General features: G+C 42.7%; 22 protein-coding genes. 3 read left to right on the top strand and 19 right to left on the bottom strand.

From position 1 onward, the window contains the following. Window positions 1-103: 103 nt before the first annotated feature. The 3 genes from LJF29_RS08275 to spoIISC all read left to right on the top strand — a co-directional run bounded on the left by LJF29_RS08275 (window position 104) and on the right by spoIISC (window position 1,257). Window positions 104-850, top strand: a complete 747-nt coding sequence (locus LJF29_RS08275) for a type II toxin-antitoxin system SpoIISA family toxin (protein WP_229147971.1) — start codon at window positions 104-106, stop codon at window positions 848-850. Continuing rightward, complete coding sequence (locus tag LJF29_RS08270; RefSeq protein ID WP_010333922.1) at window positions 850-1,020, top strand: type II toxin-antitoxin system SpoIISB family antitoxin; 171 nt, start codon at window positions 850-852, stop codon at window positions 1,018-1,020. Before LJF29_RS08275 ends, LJF29_RS08270 begins: the two co-directional genes overlap by 1 nt. 84 nt (window positions 1,021-1,104) lie before the next feature. After that, a complete protein-coding gene (gene spoIISC / locus LJF29_RS08265; protein ID WP_229148176.1) occupies window positions 1,105-1,257 on the top strand; it encodes a three component toxin-antitoxin-antitoxin system antitoxin SpoIISC in 153 nt (50 codons plus the stop codon). On the opposite strand, the gene LJF29_RS08260 is transcribed toward spoIISC, so the two are convergent. From LJF29_RS08260 to LJF29_RS08165, 19 genes are all read right to left on the bottom strand, one after another. After that, window positions 1,254-2,345: an acyltransferase family protein gene (locus LJF29_RS08260; RefSeq protein ID WP_229147970.1), complete on the bottom strand. Its 1,092-nt coding sequence runs from the start codon at window positions 2,343-2,345 to the stop codon at window positions 1,254-1,256. The genes spoIISC and LJF29_RS08260 overlap by 4 nt on opposite strands. 76 nt (window positions 2,346-2,421) lie before the next feature. Further along, window positions 2,422-3,318, bottom strand: a complete 897-nt coding sequence (locus LJF29_RS08255; RefSeq protein ID WP_229147969.1) for an N-acetylmuramoyl-L-alanine amidase — start codon at window positions 3,316-3,318, stop codon at window positions 2,422-2,424. 12 nt (window positions 3,319-3,330) lie between these two features. After that, window positions 3,331-3,594: a phage holin gene (locus LJF29_RS08250; protein WP_010333919.1), complete on the bottom strand. Its 264-nt coding sequence runs from the start codon at window positions 3,592-3,594 to the stop codon at window positions 3,331-3,333. A gap of 11 nt (window positions 3,595-3,605) precedes the next feature. Then, window positions 3,606-3,875 (bottom strand): hemolysin XhlA family protein, encoded by a 270-nt coding sequence (locus tag LJF29_RS08245; RefSeq protein ID WP_044156228.1) that lies wholly within the window; start codon window positions 3,873-3,875, stop codon window positions 3,606-3,608. 55 nt (window positions 3,876-3,930) lie between these two features. Next, on the bottom strand, window positions 3,931-4,770 hold the full coding sequence (xepA, locus tag LJF29_RS08240) for a phage-like element PBSX protein XepA (protein WP_229147967.1): 840 nt from the start codon (window positions 4,768-4,770) through the stop codon (window positions 3,931-3,933). A gap of 43 nt (window positions 4,771-4,813) precedes the next feature. Next, on the bottom strand, window positions 4,814-4,978 hold the full coding sequence (locus LJF29_RS08235) for an XkdX family protein (protein ID WP_229147966.1): 165 nt from the start codon (window positions 4,976-4,978) through the stop codon (window positions 4,814-4,816). Continuing rightward, window positions 4,975-5,304: an XkdW family protein gene (locus LJF29_RS08230; protein ID WP_010333915.1), complete on the bottom strand. Its 330-nt coding sequence runs from the start codon at window positions 5,302-5,304 to the stop codon at window positions 4,975-4,977. Before LJF29_RS08230 ends, LJF29_RS08235 begins: the two co-directional genes overlap by 4 nt. Window positions 5,305-5,314: 10 nt before the next feature. Beyond that, window positions 5,315-7,429 (bottom strand): terminase, encoded by a 2,115-nt coding sequence (locus tag LJF29_RS08225; protein ID WP_420709690.1) that lies wholly within the window; start codon window positions 7,427-7,429, stop codon window positions 5,315-5,317. Between the two features lie 2 nt (window positions 7,430-7,431). Further along, on the bottom strand, window positions 7,432-7,704 hold the full coding sequence (locus LJF29_RS08215) for a hypothetical protein (RefSeq protein ID WP_010333913.1): 273 nt from the start codon (window positions 7,702-7,704) through the stop codon (window positions 7,432-7,434). Further along, complete coding sequence (locus LJF29_RS08210) at window positions 7,701-8,279, bottom strand: YmfQ family protein (RefSeq protein WP_229147965.1); 579 nt, start codon at window positions 8,277-8,279, stop codon at window positions 7,701-7,703. Before LJF29_RS08210 ends, LJF29_RS08215 begins: the two co-directional genes overlap by 4 nt. Next, window positions 8,263-9,309: a baseplate J/gp47 family protein gene (locus LJF29_RS08205; RefSeq protein ID WP_229147963.1), complete on the bottom strand. Its 1,047-nt coding sequence runs from the start codon at window positions 9,307-9,309 to the stop codon at window positions 8,263-8,265. The genes LJF29_RS08210 and LJF29_RS08205 overlap by 17 nt, the downstream gene beginning before the upstream one ends. Then, a complete protein-coding gene (locus tag LJF29_RS08200; protein WP_229147961.1) occupies window positions 9,302-9,727 on the bottom strand; it encodes a DUF2634 domain-containing protein in 426 nt (141 codons plus the stop codon). The genes LJF29_RS08205 and LJF29_RS08200 overlap by 8 nt, the downstream gene beginning before the upstream one ends. A gap of 57 nt (window positions 9,728-9,784) precedes the next feature. Next, window positions 9,785-10,051, bottom strand: a complete 267-nt coding sequence (locus tag LJF29_RS08195) for a DUF2577 family protein (RefSeq protein ID WP_010333909.1) — start codon at window positions 10,049-10,051, stop codon at window positions 9,785-9,787. Continuing rightward, complete coding sequence (locus tag LJF29_RS08190) at window positions 10,051-11,028, bottom strand: XkdQ/YqbQ family protein (RefSeq protein ID WP_229147960.1); 978 nt, start codon at window positions 11,026-11,028, stop codon at window positions 10,051-10,053. The genes LJF29_RS08195 and LJF29_RS08190 overlap by 1 nt, the downstream gene beginning before the upstream one ends. Before the next feature lie 15 nt (window positions 11,029-11,043). Beyond that, the gene (locus tag LJF29_RS08185) at window positions 11,044-11,703 is read right to left on the bottom strand and encodes a LysM peptidoglycan-binding domain-containing protein (RefSeq protein WP_229147958.1); all 660 of its coding nucleotides are present in this window, start codon (window positions 11,701-11,703) and stop codon (window positions 11,044-11,046) included. Continuing rightward, entirely contained in the window at window positions 11,696-16,009 is a 4,314-nt protein-coding gene (locus LJF29_RS08180; RefSeq protein ID WP_229147957.1) for a transglycosylase SLT domain-containing protein, read from the bottom strand. The genes LJF29_RS08185 and LJF29_RS08180 overlap by 8 nt, the downstream gene beginning before the upstream one ends. Before the next feature lie 10 nt (window positions 16,010-16,019). Then, complete coding sequence (locus LJF29_RS08175) at window positions 16,020-16,157, bottom strand: hypothetical protein (RefSeq protein WP_072566146.1); 138 nt, start codon at window positions 16,155-16,157, stop codon at window positions 16,020-16,022. A 41-nt stretch (window positions 16,158-16,198) separates the two neighbouring features. Continuing rightward, window positions 16,199-16,645 (bottom strand): phage tail assembly chaperone, encoded by a 447-nt coding sequence (locus tag LJF29_RS08170; RefSeq protein WP_003327445.1) that lies wholly within the window; start codon window positions 16,643-16,645, stop codon window positions 16,199-16,201. 89 nt (window positions 16,646-16,734) lie between these two features. Beyond that, a complete protein-coding gene (locus LJF29_RS08165) occupies window positions 16,735-17,178 on the bottom strand; it encodes a phage tail tube protein (RefSeq protein ID WP_003220592.1) in 444 nt (147 codons plus the stop codon).

Here is a 17,178-nt window from a genome sequence, read left to right as displayed (position 1 = left end):
ACCGCTTCTGTCAAAGGAGCGGTTTTTTTGATGAAACAGGAAAACCAGCCGCATTTCTAGAATACAATAATCAGAACCTAATTCAGATGCGAGGGATTGATGTATGCTTTTTTTCTTTCAAATCATGGTCTGGTGCACTATGGCCGCTTTAGGCTTTTACGTATACGCCACGTGGCGGTTCGAAGCGAAGGTCAAAGAAAAAATGTCCGCCATCCGAAAAACATGGTATTTGCTGTTTGTTTTTGGTGCCATGATATACTGGACATATGATCCCTCTTCCCTGTTCACAAACTGGGAGCGGTATGTGATTGTCGCTGTCAGCTTTGCTTTAATTGACGCGTTTATCTTTTTGAGTGCTTATGTTAAAAAGCTGGCCGGCAGTGAACTGGAAACAGACACAAGAGAAATTCTCGAAGAAAACAATGAAATGCTCCACATGTATCTCGATCGGCTGAAAACATACCAATATCTATTGAAAAACGAACCGATTCATGTTTATTATGGAAGTATAGAAGCATATGCTCAAGGAATTGATAAACTGCTGAAAACCTATGCTGATAAAATGAATCTGACAGCCAGTCTTTGTCACTATTCGACACAGCCTGATAAAGACCGGTTAACAGAGCATATGGAGGATCCCGCTGACGTACAAACGAGGCTGGATCGAAAGGATGTCTATTACGACCAGTATGGTAAAGTAGTGCTCATTCCCTTTACAATCGAGACACAGAGCTATGTCATCAAACTGACGTCTGACAGCATTGTAACAGAATTTGATTATTTGCTTTTCACATCATTAACGAGCATATATGATTTGGTGCTGCCAATTGAGGAGGAAGGTGAAGGATAATGGAAAACGCGTTTCAAAACGGATGCCATCCACAGGCAAAGAAACCGTTCAAAATCCTGAAAAAACGTTCAACCACCAGTGTCGCAAGCTATCAAGTCAGTCCGCACACAGCAAGAATCTTCAAAGAAAACGAACGGCTGATTGATGAGTATAAACGAAAAAAAGCATGATCACACTAAAAGGACAAGGGAAAACAGCTCTTGTCCTTATTCCTTTTCTTAAGGGGCTACATATAATAAAACAAACAGAGGATAATATCAGGTGATACAGTGAAAAAATTGGTGCGGCGTGTGAAGGTTATTGATTACGGGAGGTTTGGCTTTTCCGGGTATTCGCTTCGGGTGAGAGAGCGGAGTGCCACAATATTGAAACATTTAAAAAAACGGACAAAAAAAAGCGACATTTAAACAACATGTCGCTTTTTATATTCATTATTTTTATCTGTTTGATTAAAGAGCCGTGCATAAATGATTTCTAAATATTTCATTGGATAGATTAGATATTTCACGATCCGGTTAAAAACACGCGATCCAAATAGATACGTTATTCCTAATGCCATCGTAAAACATAATATCAATCGGGTGTCAGGGCTTTGCTCATTTAGCCAGCTATTATGAGTAAATAGCGGGAAGACAAAGATCATATGAAATAAATAGATCGCAAGAGAGTTTTCTCCCCATTGGGTCAACTTATTTTTGCCGGCCCCAACTATATTCAATAACAAGAAAATGCCTAATACAGCTAAGGAATAATGAAAAAATACAATACCAGTATAGCTGTGATTCTCTATATGGAACTTTTGATAGCCAAGAAAACCAAAAAACAGCTGATTAAATTTATCATGATGAAAATCTAATATAATGAATACCAATACAGAGATAGCTAAAGTTGAAAACAATTTAAACTTAAATTTTTCTAAAGAACTGTATATTTTCCCCATCAGATCTCTTGAACAATAAAAACCAGCCAGGAAAAATGGAAGGAAAACAAAAGTCCTTAATATAGAGAGCGTTTGCGTATGCATATTGCTATAATATATTTTGATCAATTCTATAAACTGATCTGCATAAAATCTGGAATAAAAACTTAACCCCAACAACAAGATCAGTAAAGCCAGCTTTAAGATTTTTCTCCTGTTTATTTTCTTTAAAATAATAGCCAACGTATACCAGCTACCCAGACTGACAATATACCATAAATGAGTATGCGGGCTGCCGTAAGTAAATTGAATGACAGAAAAATTACCTGCGTAGTAACGGTACACACAGTAAAAGGTTTGAAAAATAACATATAACAGAATGAGATTAATCACTTTTTTGATTGATGGCCTTTTGGAAAAATAACCATTTAAAAAAATAAAAGCAGGCATATGGAATGAATAAATGAATTCAATCATATTTTCCAACCCGCTTTTACTAACACCCAGCAGATGGGCAAATACAACCAAAAATATCAATACGCCTTTGACATTATTTAGTTTCATATCTTTTTGCATAGTATAACCACCCAAAATACAAATTCATCATATTCAGTATGGTTTTACTAACATGCATTGTCAATGTTTTCTTTTTCTACAAAACTAATAAAGCACTGATCTTTTCTTTCGTCGCAGGTCCGTAGATACCATCGGCGGTTAGAGCGTTAACAGACTGAAAACGCGCAACCGCGTCAGCAGTTTTCGGCCCGTAAACGCCGTCAATTCCGTTGTTCACAGCTCCTTTATCAGGATAAAAGTAGAGAGCCGCCAGCGCTCGTTGCACCTGAAAGACGTGTTCGCCTGAGGTATATGGTGTTGTCAGTTGAATGATGCCGTCAGGGAGCGGATAGAGTTCTGGCTCTACAGCGGACGAGGGGGCACTTACAATTAACACTTGACCTACTTGAATGAAATTTGGATCTTCGATATTGTTCCACTCTTGCAGCTGAGCTACAGTGACACCGAACGCTCTCGCTATGGATGTAAGTGTGTCACCTTGTTTCACGATATAAGTTTGGCTGCCGCCACCGCCAATCCCAGCTTTAAACGAGTCCCACGTATCCAACAGTTTGCGAGGGCATTCCTTCCCTGACCAATATTTGTGAGGCACCACGTTAGCGAGGCTGATAGCGTGTTCAACCATCAATGTTTTAATGAGCCACTGAGCATTAGCAGTTGCTTTTGCAAAGTCGCCATCCGCATTTTCACAAATTTCAATCCCGATAGAAGCCCGGTTGCCGCTTCCGTTCCCGTCTCCTGCATGCCAGCCGTTTTCATTTAACGGCAGATGCTGATAAATCTCTGTATCATCAACTGTAAAATGCCAGCTTGTTGCCGTATCAGGGTTTTTCAAATAGCGGGCATGCGCTTGGGCGTCGGCGCCTGCTGCCGTGTTCGCTGTATTGTGTACGGTAATATAAAGAGGTGTCATCGCGTAGCCTGGGCGGTTATTGGCACCGACCGGAATAAAGTCTTGAATAATGTTAACCATTTTCATCTCTCCTTATTTCGTCAGATTATTTTCCTTTAGCAAATCGCGTTGCTTTTTCCCTTTTTCTGTTACATAGTTGTTTTTAAACCAAGCTGCTAGTGTTGTCCCAATTGTGAAGATCACTGATCCTGCTGAATACAGAGCATCTGCAAGCTGATTCACCTGCTCTTCCTGTATATCCAATGGTGATTTGCCAAGCATCAGCATGCTCTGGTTGATGAGCGCAAGCAAAAGAAGCACCGTCCTAGTGACCGTGCCTTTATCATACGTTTTCATGATAATCCCCCTTAATGCTGCAGCAGGTTGTACATAATGGCGATGGCTCCGCCGATGATCCCTGTGCACACTGCTGTGATGATGGCACCTGTGATGGTGCGTTTAATCCATGTTGTATTTTCTTCAATTTTGTTTAATTTTTCGTTGAGCGTCATGATTTGCTGGTCTTGCCGGTCAGACACTCGTTCTAATGCGGAAACCCTCTGCTCCAGCGCTTTTTGTTCACCTTTTATGTCTGCTAAATCCTGCTGAAAGACATTAACATCTATGTCTTGCTGCATCATTCACTCCTCCTTTACATATGAATCACCTCCTTTCCGAGGCCAATCGCAATGGTTAAGAGACCGCGGTTCCTTTAATTGATAGACTCCCGCCGGTCATGTTGGCAATCTCCATCACGATCTCCTTAAAGCCTTTAATATCAAAGGACCAAGCCTCATCCTTGCCTAAGGTGCTGCAAGCGGCAGAAGCATCATCCGATTTCACACCTTTAATTGGAAGTTTCTGTCCTGACAAAGATTTTCCCCAAAATTTCACCTCACTCGTTTCCGCTGTGCCGAATACTTCAACGAGTAAATGCGAGGCGCCTTCTACGGGTAAGGCAGCACCTTCGCCAGCCGACTCGGCATTCTCATGAAAAACAAAATCAATTGTTTTGCCGGCCTCCACTTTCAGCCGTCCGTCATCTGTCTGATTTTCCTTAAAATCAATTTGCAAAGGAAGATTTTCATTTAAGCGTACGTCCAATTCACCTGCGCCGACTGATTGATATAACACAAACTCCGATTGCTGGAGATTTCCGTTCACATATCGGAAGCGGTAATAGCGTTTAGAAAGGTACACCCAGTCTGTCGCTGTCAGAACACCCGCAGCTACATAGACAGCTGCCGTCGTTGTCCAAACATTGTTATTGTCGCTTTCTTCTATAAAGAGCGTACCTTCACGATCTGCATACGCACAGCCCTTCACTTTCGAAATCAGAACTGCGCCAAGCCGGTCTTGTCCGAGCTGGCTGTATGCCTCAGTGGCCTTTAGCGCGGCATTTGTTAAAATCTCTGCTACACCTGACAGATTCGAAACAGGTGTGACAAAATCGTTTTTTTCTCCTCTATACGGCTTCACAGCTCCAGCTTTTCCAGTCTTATCGAGAGGAAACTCATATTGATACTTGACCATTTATATCCTCCTTTTCATGTAAAAACGAGCAAAATAAAAAAGCCTATATGGCTTTACCGGTAATTTCTTCATACTGGTCAGAAGTGATCAGTTTTTTGTTCACGCCTTCTGCCAGATCCTCTTTAGAACAATCTTTGAATTGTATGGCCTGCTTCACCATATCTGTCGTCGCCCAATCATAATGTAAGGCAAGCACCCAATAATTCATTCAGCACTCTCTCCTTTCAAAGATAATAATGAAAGCTTTATATCTGACAGCTCGCTCCCCAACGTTTTGTTCAGTTCTTCAAGCTGCTTGCGTGCCAGCTTTTCCTGCGACAATTCCTGAGCAAGTACCTCCACCTGATCAGGCGGCTCGTACGGCGGGTTTTTTTGCAGCTCTTCCCACCAGGATTCGAGTTCTTTTTGTGTTGGGATCGGGGTGCGCAGGTTCCATTTTTCAATGTAGGAACCATTTCCGTCATTCCGCAGCTCGAAATCCTTTCTTGGCACAGCGTCAGGGTATTTGTACATGATTGCGTCGTATAATATCATTTTGCACCTCCTATAGTGTAGGGAAATTTCGGCCTCCGAGTTCTAGGATATCAAAGTAATTTTTACTATTAGGATTATCAAAAATATATCGTGATGCTGTACCTGTATATCCTACGTAAACATAGATTTCAACATAATCCCCTGCGTTAAGTGGTACTGTGGCTGATCCAGTAACAGTTGCATAAAACTCTTTTGAGTCATCATTGTCTTTAGGAGAGGGCATCCTAAACTGATTCATTAATTTATATTGAGAACCATTAACATATGCGTACAACTCAAAATTAGAATATTGTAATGTATTTTCAATGTATAAACTGGCATTCACCAAATACATACCAGCATGGCTAGCTATAAATCTGCTATTTGATAAATCAAATAAGTTGTTGCTGTCTTTTATTATATTTTTAAAAATGATTTTATTTTGTTCTCCCTTATTAAGAGCTTGTTTTCCGGTTCTTCCGATGATAGCATGTGCGAAACCAGATATTTTTTCCCAAGGAGTCCATCCAGATTCATTCCACCAGTGACGTATCCAAGTTCCTACATGGTCATTTTTACCATTCGTAGTATCGCCATTTCCATAAAAATATTGAGCAAATCGATAATGCGACCACTTTTCATTTTTGATCATTCCATATCCAAGCGGGTATCCTGTATCATTGTTATTATTTATAGTACAAATAGTTATGCCCAGCGGATAATCTGTGCCAGGTGTTCTTGCATCTTGAATTGCTACAGAGCTCTGCTGGACTATTAATTTTTCATTTGTGTAGTTTGTGTCAACGTAATTTTTAGCGTCCGTTACTGCTTTATCTGCCTTACTTTGTGACCCGATCTCACTTTCAACTTTATTCCACCCTTGCCATCCTAAATTACCATCAACATAGTTAGTAAACATGTTATTCTTATAATCAATAGCGACTACGTACCCAAAAGTTCCATTCCCATTACTATCAGTAGCTGTAAAATGAAAAAATCCTCTTGTAGATAATGCAGAAGGTGCATTAGTCGGTTTTCCAGTAGAATAAAAAGTTCCAAACTTCTTCCCCGTTTGAACAATTTTACTAAGAAAATCATCTGCGTCGCCTATTGAAACTAGAACCCCGCCCGCATCGTTCGTAATTTTAGACAATTGACCAGCATTCCATTTGTTCCGTTCCTCTGTCGTAATATGAGCTGTTGAGTCCATGGCATGATTAGAAACTTTAGACTGTGCTCCCACAGTTGTTTCTAGTTCTATCCACTCAGACCAATTCCCTCCGGATATTGTCTTTCGATAAGTTTTATTTGTATTATCAAAAGCAATAATCTGACCGTAATCCCCGGCAACATTGATTGTCCATATGCCCCTGACCGAAGTACCTGGACCATTTAACGTTTTTGACATCGAGGTGAAATGAACCATACCAGTGTTCTTCGGAACAATTTCATGGAAATCATCTGTTTCGCTTAAGTTTATCTTTGCTTGACCGTTATCTGCTGTTACTTTAAAAAGTTGGCTATTATTCCAATTGTCTTTTTCTGCTTGTGTAACGTGTATGTCCGACTTCCCCGCATGAACATTAACTTTCTCTTGCGCTCCTTCTGTATTCTCCAATTCAACCCAATCTGACCACTTATTATTAGCCAGCGATTTACGAAACGTTTTATTATCATAAGTCATTACTATTACGTGCCCATATGATTTGCCCACACTACACGTCCAGAATCCTCGTCCTCCACTCGGTGGAGCATTAGCTGCTGATTTATCATATGAGAAATACGTCAATGTCGGGTAATTTTGAAGCTCAGTGTGAAAATCAGTCGTTAAGTTAAACATCGGCTGACCATTGTCATCAGATATTTTTGACAACTGCGCACCATTCCATTTCATTCGCTCATCTTCTGTAATATGCCGCACCTGATTTTGCTCATGTTCATCAAAATCCGTCTTGGACGCCTGCTGTACATTATCCACATTCCCCAGCCCGACTTGCGCCTTTGTTGTGTTGTGGGGGTTGTTCATATCGTTTTTGTGGGCGGCCAGGTCGGTATGGGCGTCTTTTATGCCTTTTTCCCAGCGGTTGACGTCATCTTCGTTAATGGGATCGTCCGGAAGCCAGTCTGTTTTTTCTTCGTATGCCATGTTTACACCACCTCAAAGGTAAATCTGAAATCAAGTGTTCTGTTTTCGCTGACGTCCAGGTCTGTTTTTCTTTCTGTAATGACATTGCCCAGTTCGTCAAAAATTTGTACCGTTTCGATATGTTTAATATCTTCCTCACGTTTTGTCAGAACAGTCACTTTTGCACCGTCAATGGTGAGCTCCACTATTTCTGTTTCTTGGCCGTTAAGCAGCACGTGATGAATCCTGCTTTTCAGATCGGCAGCTGTGCGTTCTCTGTATATGGTTGAAATCAAGTTAAGACCACCTCATTATTGTTAAGGGTGACAGAATAACCGACCTTCAGCTCACTGGCTGTTCGGTATCTTCGATGATTCAGGATGACTGTGTCCTTTATTTTGAGCGTCTCATTTAATCCGCCTCTGAGCGTATACGCCAGATGTGCCGGCTTCATATTTTCCAATGCTTCGATCAGCTCATTCATGTGCTGGAGATCATCAATATTGATGTCTACATTAAAGCGGTATTCACCGGGCAGCAGGCGGACTTGTGCCGACGGGTTTTTTAAGAAACGATTCACCGCTTGCTCAATGGCCCGGTATGTGATTGGCGGAATGTTCGACATTTTTGAAATGAGCCTCAATCGCCTGATTTCATCGGTGTCTCCCGATTCCCGCGGCACGTTTAAAATCTTTTCCCAGCGGCTGAGCCCCCATGTTGCTGTTGGCACAAATAACTGGTCTGTCAGATCAAATATGCTGTTATTTTGTTGTTCAAACTCAGGCGCCTCCGCTTTCAGCAGCTCCGACATTTCTTTAAGGCTAGTGAGAAACGGAGGCAGATACGCTGTCATGTCATCTTGTTTGCTCAATGATCTTCACCTGCCCAAGCTTAGGAATTTCCACGTCGCTCAGCACTAAATTTTCGGAAGTGCCGTTGATTTTAATATTGGAATAATCACTGACAGCCGGCGAATTATAGACGATATTATTAATTTGAGAAAGGCGGATGACATTGTCTTCGAACGCCATTTTCTTAAAGAGATTTAAAACGCCCTTCTCAATTTCTGACTTCACTTCATCAATTGAGTGATTGATCTCTGGCAGCACCTCGGCAGAAATCTCAACTTCCTTCCAGACCGCGCTTTCCACTGTGACAACGGCTCCGATTGGCGCCTGCCCCTCGCCCTGACCGGGCTCAGGGTCAATATAGTCTTTCACTTTTTGAATTAAGATTTCAGAAGCCGGCTCAAGGTTGGCATTCGTGACGACAATTTTAACCGTCCCGTCTCCGTTCCAAAGCGGAAAGATCTTCGCCTTCCCTACTCCGTCCACTTCTTCAGCCCATTCTTTGTAATGCATTTTGTTAGCGCTGACAGCCTCGCGACGAACCCTCGTAAAATATCGTTCTCTTAAACTATCGTCTCCTTCTTCTTCACGCCCTGGAATTAGAATTTCTTTGACAATCGCTTTTTCCAATCCCGGGATAGTATCCAGTGACAACAGATTGCGTCCGGTCAAATTGGCGTTTCCTGCTTCTCCCGGCGTTTCACAGACCAGCGTCCCGTCTCCTGTATATTGAAAATAAAGATTATCCACGTAGAAGCGGGAGCCTTCAGGAATTCTGACACCAGCTGTGAACTCTCCTGCTCTCACTGCCTTTGTTGCAGCTGTCCGTTCAATCCCCGCTTCCGCAGCGCGCCGGTCCAAAAACTCTCCTTGCGCGGTATCAGAAAACACAAGCTCGAGCACGGTGTCCAGCCATATATACGACTTCGCAAGCTCGGCTGCCGCCGGGGCTAATGCGTTATAAATGACGCTGCCTTCTCTTGTGTCAATGTCCGCGGAGATGCTGTTCAGCATACGCTCCATTATCTCTTCAAAGGTCTGATTTTCAAACATCTGCGCCAATCGCCTCCTCAATCTCAAGCGATCCTTCATCTGTCTCGACTACAAAGGAAACATGAAACGCATCGCCTTTTTTTTCTATCTCAAAATCTGTTACAGCGGAAATCCGGTCATCATAAACAAGTGCCTCTTCTATGAGCCTTGGAATCTCCATTTTTTTGTAGGCATCAGTCGTCTCATGATCTGTAAGCACGTCCTGCAGCTCATTTCCGACATTATGGCTGTATACGGAATACGCGTATCGTTCAGTTTGTAAGGCGATATACACAAACTGTCTGATTGCTTCAAGCCCGGTAATCAGCTCATTTGTAATTCTTCCGTTTTCAAAATCTATTTTGTATGTTTTAGAGGTTTCAATGACTTCGCTGTCATCTTCGATATCCTTAAACTCCACTTCTGGTGTCAGGGCCATGATGCCCACTCCTTTTTACAAGCTAAATAAAAACCCCTTCATGCCGAAGCGGTTTGTCTATACTTTATCTAAAATAAAAAACGATTGCCCGCCAGTCAGAGCCGCGGTCATGACGCGATCCCCCGGCTCGAGTGCATCGTCTCCTCCGGACTGCATCCGTTTTGGGATGATGAGGGCGTCAGCCGGTATGATCAGTTTGCTGTTTTCTTTTAATTTGATTTCAACAGGAGAAACAGAAACCACCTCAGCGGGGAGCAGCTCCACCGGAGATTCAGCATCAACCGCACCGACGGCCAAATGTTTAATGGCTTCACTCAGTCTCATCAGGAAACCCCTTCCGGCATCGTATTCTTTTCGACTACATCAATGGTCATCGTATGTTTCGTTCCTTTAAACTCGTGCCGATCTGTATCTACCCAGTAGGTTTTCTTAATCCCGGCCTCCGGAATGGAAATATAAACAGGCAAGCCGCTCTGCACTTCTGGAATGCCGACTGCCTGAATATTTTTCAGTTCTTTTTTTACGCCCTTTTTTTCGGCGAGGCGTACGTCAGCTCTCTGCTGAAGCTGCGCCTGGTTAATATCGTCTGTTACAGTCTCCGTATATTGAAGCACGCCGTATTTGTTTAAGCCTGAACTGTCCTTCGCAGACGCTTTATACGTCTTATTGTCCTTCTGCCGACGGAGCACCACCCGTGTTGCCGTGTCGTTTATAGACGTGCTGTATTGGTAGCCCGTAATATTGACTCCGGTTTCCAGCACCCATACCTCTGCCGGATCTGGCCAAGCGCGCAGGCCGAGCTTTCCTTTTTCCGAATACAGCTGATAATTCCGTCCTGTCTGGCTTTTCGTCTGTTTCAACGCTTTTAAGATGATGTCATACAGGGTCGTATCATTTTTAATGACAAGGCTTTTGATCGTATGGCCTGTGTTCGCAATCGAGGCTGTCGGTATCTGAAAATCATTGGCAATCCTCCTGATCATCTGGTCAGCACGCTGGTTGGAAAACACGTACACATCCTGATTTTTGACCAGATATTGCAGCATATCGTAAGCACTGAAGGCAAGCGTATGTTCATCAGGCGTTCGGGCGAAGACGGTCCCGCGGAAAAGCTCTTTTCCCTTCCACTTAAACAAGACGGTATCTCCTTCTGTGACGCTGTAATACGTTTGGTCGCCCTGTTTGATGACGATGGTCGCTTCTATGGAGCGCGGCGCCTGAAAGCGGTGCCCCTCCAGCGATACGCTTTCCGCTACCAGCTCAAGCCATTCTGTATCTTTAATGACAAACAATTCTATCATCATACATCACCTGTCTCATTGCGGTATCTTTAATTTTTGGCCGGGAAAAATCCAGTGGCCCGGCTGCCTGATATTTCGTTTGCTTCGTTTAATCATGGCTGTTTTATTGGCATTCCAAATTTTGCGCCATTGCGTGCTGTTCCCGTAAAATCTGCCGGCAATGTCCCAAAGCGTGTCCCCCTTTTTCACTGTATAGGTTTTCGGAGACGCCTTCGACGGGCGTTTTGCCTTTGTTTTTTTCTTCTGCTTGATTTTTCGGGGTGATGCGGTTTTGTATTCTTTTAATTGAATATCAAACGAGCGATCACCGATATCCTGCTGACCTTCGCTATAGGAAAAACCTTCAATGCTGCAAGTCAGATTCACTTTAGTTCCCGTAATCAAAAACTGGACCGGTTTTTTGGCCTTCATCCATTTTTCAATTCTTGTTATCGCATTTTCTGGCGACGGGAAGTTTTGATATTCTGCTATCGGACTGTATTTCTTCGGAAAAAACGAAGAGAACGAAATTTCTTTCGCTCCCTGTTCGTCAATAAATGTAAGGTCACCAAACTTGGCTACTTTAACCGTCTCATTCTGAACCGTATTTGAAATATTCAGCTGGTCGGGAAGAACGGGGAGCCGCAGCTTGTCCTTCCCTTGTGAAATCCAAAATTCATATACGGATTTAGTCAAACGCAACGACTCCCTTCGTTCCAATATTGATATCCTTTTGCAGTTCGTCTATTAGCGCCTGCTTGATTTTCGCTGCAAGGGTTTCGGCGTCTTGTCCATTATGGAAGTGCTGGTCACCGTTAAATTGAATATATATCTCTTTTGATCCCGAAACTGCTGCCGTTGGCCGGCTAGCTGAAGTAACAGCGGAAACTTGTCCTGATGAAAGCTCAGACTGCTGAGTTTGTGATGGATCTGTTACTTCCATTCCTAAAGCTTGGGCTGCTCTCTGAAGGAGGTAGCGGCCGCGAATCCCCCGCTCCTCCGGAATGATCCATTCCCGCTTGTTTCCTTCACCGACACGGGCAATTTGTTCTTTTGTGATCAGTCCGCCGTTGGCATATCCAACATACGGTCCGCCACGTCTCAAGCTTTTAATACCAGGCACATTGTCAATTGAGCCGTATCTGCTTTTAATGTAGCCGATCGCTGCAGCAGCGTTGTGAATCGGGTTTCTAATGTTACCCATGCCCGGCGCTTTATGTGCATTAAAAGTGGTCGGGACTGTCTGCATGAGCCCTTGGGATGGATTTCCCGCCTTCGCATTGCTATCCCACAGGTTAATAGAATTCGGGTTGCCCCCTGATTCATACTGTGCAATCGTCATTAATCCCGAGAGCCAGCTCAATGGTGTTTTTGTGGCCATCATTGCAGCCATAAGCCACTGTTTCACATTTCCTCCCACTGCTCCCATTCCGGAATAAGCAGCAGCCAGTGAACCGGCTTGCTTTTCAGCGTATTTTTTCACATCGACAGAATCCAGGCCTTTTACAACACCAACAGAGGCAAAGCGGCCAAGACTCATCATAACTCGAGAAGGCGAATGAATATCCAGCTCTTCACGGAATGCCTTCTCAACTTTTTTGGCCAGTTCCTTGGCAGCCTCATGGACTTCACTTGCTTTTGAAGTCATACCTGATACAAAATTCCCGATCATACCGGTTCCCCAGCCGTTTGATGATTCTTTAGATCGCAAAAACGGCTTATTCACATGTGTATTTACATATTGATCAGTACCGGTTTGGGAACTATTTTGTCCTGAAGCAAACCCTTTGATTGTACCGCTTCCCCATGATGAAGATTTGTTTACAGTAGCTTGGAACGGTGTTTTGACTTTTGATTGTAAAAAGCCGTCTGTTCCGGTTGCTGTGCCATTCTGACCATTGGCATAACCATTGACCACTTGTTTTCCGTAATTCGGAGAGTAGGAAATCAAATTTTTCATAGGCTGGCCAACATTTTTTTGTTTCCAAGCGTCCATAGAAATTACATTATCGCCAATACCTTGATCGAAGCCTTGTGTGAACCGTTGGCCTAAAGAAGCTGCCTGTTCATTAAGACTCGATGTATCAACAGTAGGAGATACAGTAGCGGAAACTGTTGCTCCGCCGGCTAATGGTGAAACAGCAGTTTCTCCACCTGCAGATGAAGCAGAAGCCATGTCGTCAACAACGCTCATTCCCAGTTTAGAAGCAGCCTGAGAAAGAAGCATTTTACCACGGCCTTTGTTGTTATCAACTGGGATCACAAACTCTTTACCCGCTTCACCAATCCATGAAATGGTTGGTTTCGTAATATAGCCGCCCGTCGCGTTCGTTTCAGTTTCAAGAACGCTTTTTTGTTTAGGAAAAATACTTGTTGGCGCTGATGACTGCGACTGAACAAGACCAGCAATTCCTCCGCTAGCGCTAGAATTTTTACCAGATGAAGACTTACTGGATTTCTTTGTTGTTAATCCAGTAGCTTCCTCACCTCTTCCTATAAGATTGCCTATGAGCTCCCCTCCGGCGTCAGCTAATCCTTTTAGCTTAATGACCCACCAGAAGGTATCTTCAAACTTTGTCTTAATTCCGTCAGCGATATCACCTAATGGCTCACCAACATTTTTACGGAACCAAGTTTCAACGCCTTCCCATGCGTCTTTAACTGCTGTTATAGCTGACTCAAATTTTTCCGAAATAGATTTTTTGGCATCTTCCACTTTTGAGACAATTGGATCCCAAACATTTTCACTAAACCATGTCGAAACTGCACTCCATGTGTCAGAAATCCACGTCCATGCTTCGTTAATCTTTGTCCAGATCCAGTTTGCTGCATTAGTGACAGCATCACTTACCGGTGTCCACACATTTTCCATAAACCAAGTTGAGACTGTAGACCATAATTCGGAGATAAATGTCCATGCTTCATTAAGCTTTGTCCATACCCACGTGGCGGCAGCCGTCACCGCATTACTTAGTGGATTCCACACATTATCCATGAACCAAGTGGAGACAGTGGACCATAATTCGGAAATAAATGTCCACGCTTCATTAATTTTCGTCCATATCCACAATGCCGCTGTAGTCACAGCATCACTTACGGGCGTCCACACATTATCCATGAACCAAGTGGAGACAGTGGACCATGTGTCTGAGATCCAAGTCCAAGCGTCATTTATTTTTGTCCAAATCCAATCAGCAGCATCCGTGACACCGTCAACTAATGGATTCCAGACATTATCCATAAACCAAGTTGAAACAATATTCCAGAGAGCTTGGATGCCATCCCAAGCAAATAAAAAGGCACCTACCACTAAATTTATGATCGGAACTGCCGTGTTATAAATAGGTGTCCATACGTTATCCACAAACCAGGATGACACGTCATTCCAGGTATCAGTCAGCCATTTCTTAGCATCCTCGAATTTTTCAGTGATCTTATCAATCTTATCGCCAGCCCAATCACTAACAGGGGTCCAGACATTATCCGTAAACCAATCCGAGAAATCAGACCAAGTATCGCTTATCCAATCGACAGCATTTTTTGCACCGTCAACAATTCCATCCCATGCTTTCGAAGCGCCACCATCATCAAACCATTTGCCAATGGATGATCCTATATCAGAACCCCCAATACCACCTGCGATACTGCCGACAACTCCGCCGGCAGCAGTGCCGACAACAGGAACAACAGAACCGATGGCTGCCCCTGCGGCTCCTCCTGCAGCAGCTCCGCCAAGATTCCCCGCAAAAGAACCGACTTTCTCACCCGCATTTTCTTTGTTCATCCCGAGTAAATCGGTTGCAGCTAATGCAGTTCCCACAAGAGGGATACCTTTCGCAAATTTCCCCAAACCTTTTAAAGGCGTTAAAACTTTCCCCCATTTTGATGAGTCGGTGGCAGCGGATCTCATGCTTCCGAGCCAATTTCTGAACTTAGAACCAGAATTTCTTCCGCTTGTGGCATTTTCTCCTGATGCACCGCTCTGACGTCTTCGTAATACCTCGCCTGGAACTCTCAGTGTTCGTCCTGAAGTCCCTGCACTTGTCGGACTTTTTCTTTTTTTATATCTTTTGTTGGCTTTGCTTTCAGAGCTACTACCTCCGCACCCACAGCAGCAGCAACAGCATCTCTGCCCAGTGTTGCGTTTATCAACTTTCTCATTACTCTGCGTATTCCCAGGCGCATGATCTGGGGTATTTTCTTCATTATCATTCTTTTTCAACCAAGGAATTTTTTCAAATAACGAGTCAAGTATCGTTTCTATCACTTTATCTTTAAAAGCTGTTCCGAAGTCTTCTAATGTTTGCATAAACCAATTCTTTTTTTCTTCCGGTTTCTTCTCGTTGATCTTATCAGCAGCTAATTTTTCTTTAGCGATAATATTAACTGTATATGTTTTTTCAAAATGGCTTAAAAGGGCTGTAATTCGATTAACAGTTTTTGTTATTTCATCAACCACTTTTAATTTAACTGTATACGTTTTTTCAAAATGGCTTAAAAGGGCTGTAATTCGATTAACGGTTTTTGTTATTTCATCAATCACTTTTAATTTAACTGAATACCCATTTTTAAGGTTCTTTTGCAAATATCCCAATATTCGTTTTGTAGCTGGGGTGATTTGATCATTGACGAAAAGACCGACTGAAAACTGATTATCGCTCAACATTTTTCTTATTTTTTTATAAGCATCTGTTACATGTTCAATTAAACTTACATTAATGTTTCTTTCTTTCGGGAGCCGTTTTAGCCTATGCTCAATAACATCAAGTCCGGCAGTAGCCTGGTCATCAAGAACTACTTTAACTTCAAGTGATTTTGCAAATTTTAAAACAATATAGTCATTGATCTTTCTCAATTTGTAAAAGGCTTGGTCCTCTGCCTTAATACTGATTTTGATTTGTCGATTAATGGTTTTCACCTTTTTTTCGACCATTTGAAACCCTTTATGAATTCGTTTTAACTTTTTAGAAACTTTATCTTCCAGGTCAAAACGAGCTGTCAATTTAGCGATATTATGTACCTCCTTTCCTCGATTCTTTTTCCATTAATTCAAGCTTATATCCAATCAGTCCATACAAAAGCGCCTTAAAGTTTCTGGGCGCTTCATACAGTTCTAATAAATCCGATGGAGAATAATGAAGCTCGTGCATCGCATAGTAGAGATACACGGCTTCTTTATGCCCATCCTTGATTAGTTTTTTACTTCTTCTTCCAGATCCTCTAATTCATCTTCGAAACCATTAATCTCAATCGCTTTGTTGAGCCAGTTTGCGTATTCGCCTCCAACTGAAAGGACGCGTTTCGCAACTTCTACCGGGTCGGCCGTTTTGTAAGCTTCTCGAAGCTCTTTTGAACGGAAGTCCGGATAAACGGTTGATTCAACTGCGATTCGGGCATAAAAGCGCTGGCTGTCTAAATCTTTTACACGGCCTCTGCCTTTGACATTTTTATAAGTTGTTGTTTCTTTCTCTAATTCATCAATGCGCTCCGTCGTGATCGCTTTAAATATAAATGGTACGATGTCCCCTTTTTTATCAACAAAACGCTTAGAGATCGGCACTTTGATTTCTTCGGCTTCGATTGTTTTTCCCGGCATAAAAAAGGAAAGATCATATACGTTTTCGTTCTTCTCGCTCATGTAAAAAACTCCCTTATCTTTAAATTGATTTCATCATTAAAAAACAGACCTTTCTGAGAAAGGTCTGCGTATGGCTTGTTCAGTTTTAATTAAAACGTGTCAGAAAGCTTTTCAGGCACGTCGAAGTCTTCAAATGTAAACGGAACTTCTTCCTCTAACGCTTCTGAATCAACATCGAGGCTGGCGATTTTGGCGGAGTCGAAGTTAACATCGTAAAGTGTGACTCGTTCTGTGCCTCTTCCGGAGGACTTATCATCCAGCACAGCTTGCAGCGTAAAGTAAGGATCACTGCCTTTTTTGACGTAGTCCATCATCAGAATGACAAATTTTGATGTGACTTTGTAGAATGTCGCTGTGCCTGTTCCGTTTGCGCCTGTTGTTTTATGGCCTGTCATGCGGCGGCCCATAATGTTTACTTCAGACTTGTTTTTCTCCACATTTGCTTCAAATGTTTTGATATGCGCCATTTCTTCTCCATCGAGAAATAAGCGTCCTTCTTTACCTGAAATCGTGTTTTGCGCTTTTAATGCCAT

It is taken from the genome of Bacillus sp. LBG-1-113, assembly GCF_020708615.1.
Classification (GTDB): domain Bacteria; phylum Bacillota; class Bacilli; order Bacillales; family Bacillaceae; genus Bacillus; species Bacillus mojavensis.
This window is presented reverse-complemented; position numbering and strand designations above follow the sequence as displayed.

What these genes read in the sequence shown, in the direction of transcription:
- LJF29_RS08270 (WP_010333922.1), top strand. Translation starts at nt 850, where the DNA reads ATGGAAAACGCGTTTCAAAACGGATGCCATCCACAGGCAAAGAAACCG.
- LJF29_RS08175 (WP_072566146.1), bottom strand. Translation starts at nt 16,157, where the DNA reads ATGCACGAGCTTCATTATTCTCCATCGGATTTATTAGAACTGTATGAA.
- LJF29_RS08225 (WP_420709690.1), bottom strand. Translation starts at nt 7,429, where the DNA reads ATGGCATACGAAGAAAAAACAGACTGGCTTCCGGACGATCCCATTAAC.
- LJF29_RS08200 (WP_229147961.1), bottom strand. Translation starts at nt 9,727, where the DNA reads ATGGCCCTGACACCAGAAGTGGAGTTTAAGGATATCGAAGATGACAGC.
- LJF29_RS08190 (WP_229147960.1), bottom strand. Translation starts at nt 11,028, where the DNA reads ATGATAGAATTGTTTGTCATTAAAGATACAGAATGGCTTGAGCTGGTA.
- LJF29_RS08195 (WP_010333909.1), bottom strand. Translation starts at nt 10,051, where the DNA reads ATGAGACTGAGTGAAGCCATTAAACATTTGGCCGTCGGTGCGGTTGAT.
- LJF29_RS08165 (WP_003220592.1), bottom strand. Translation starts at nt 17,178, where the DNA reads ATGGCATTAAAAGCGCAAAACACGATTTCAGGTAAAGAAGGACGCTTA.
- xepA (WP_229147967.1), bottom strand. Translation starts at nt 4,770, where the DNA reads ATGGTCAAGTATCAATATGAGTTTCCTCTCGATAAGACTGGAAAAGCT.
- LJF29_RS08250 (WP_010333919.1), bottom strand. Translation starts at nt 3,594, where the DNA reads ATGAAAACGTATGATAAAGGCACGGTCACTAGGACGGTGCTTCTTTTG.
- LJF29_RS08260 (WP_229147970.1), bottom strand. Translation starts at nt 2,345, where the DNA reads ATGCAAAAAGATATGAAACTAAATAATGTCAAAGGCGTATTGATATTT.
- LJF29_RS08170 (WP_003327445.1), bottom strand. Translation starts at nt 16,645, where the DNA reads ATGAGCGAGAAGAACGAAAACGTATATGATCTTTCCTTTTTTATGCCG.
- LJF29_RS08205 (WP_229147963.1), bottom strand. Translation starts at nt 9,309, where the DNA reads ATGTTTGAAAATCAGACCTTTGAAGAGATAATGGAGCGTATGCTGAAC.
- LJF29_RS08230 (WP_010333915.1), bottom strand. Translation starts at nt 5,304, where the DNA reads ATGATATTATACGACGCAATCATGTACAAATACCCTGACGCTGTGCCA.
- LJF29_RS08275 (WP_229147971.1), top strand. Translation starts at nt 104, where the DNA reads ATGCTTTTTTTCTTTCAAATCATGGTCTGGTGCACTATGGCCGCTTTA.
- LJF29_RS08235 (WP_229147966.1), bottom strand. Translation starts at nt 4,978, where the DNA reads ATGAATTATTGGGTGCTTGCCTTACATTATGATTGGGCGACGACAGAT.
- LJF29_RS08255 (WP_229147969.1), bottom strand. Translation starts at nt 3,318, where the DNA reads ATGGTTAACATTATTCAAGACTTTATTCCGGTCGGTGCCAATAACCGC.
- LJF29_RS08245 (WP_044156228.1), bottom strand. Translation starts at nt 3,875, where the DNA reads ATGCAGCAAGACATAGATGTTAATGTCTTTCAGCAGGATTTAGCAGAC.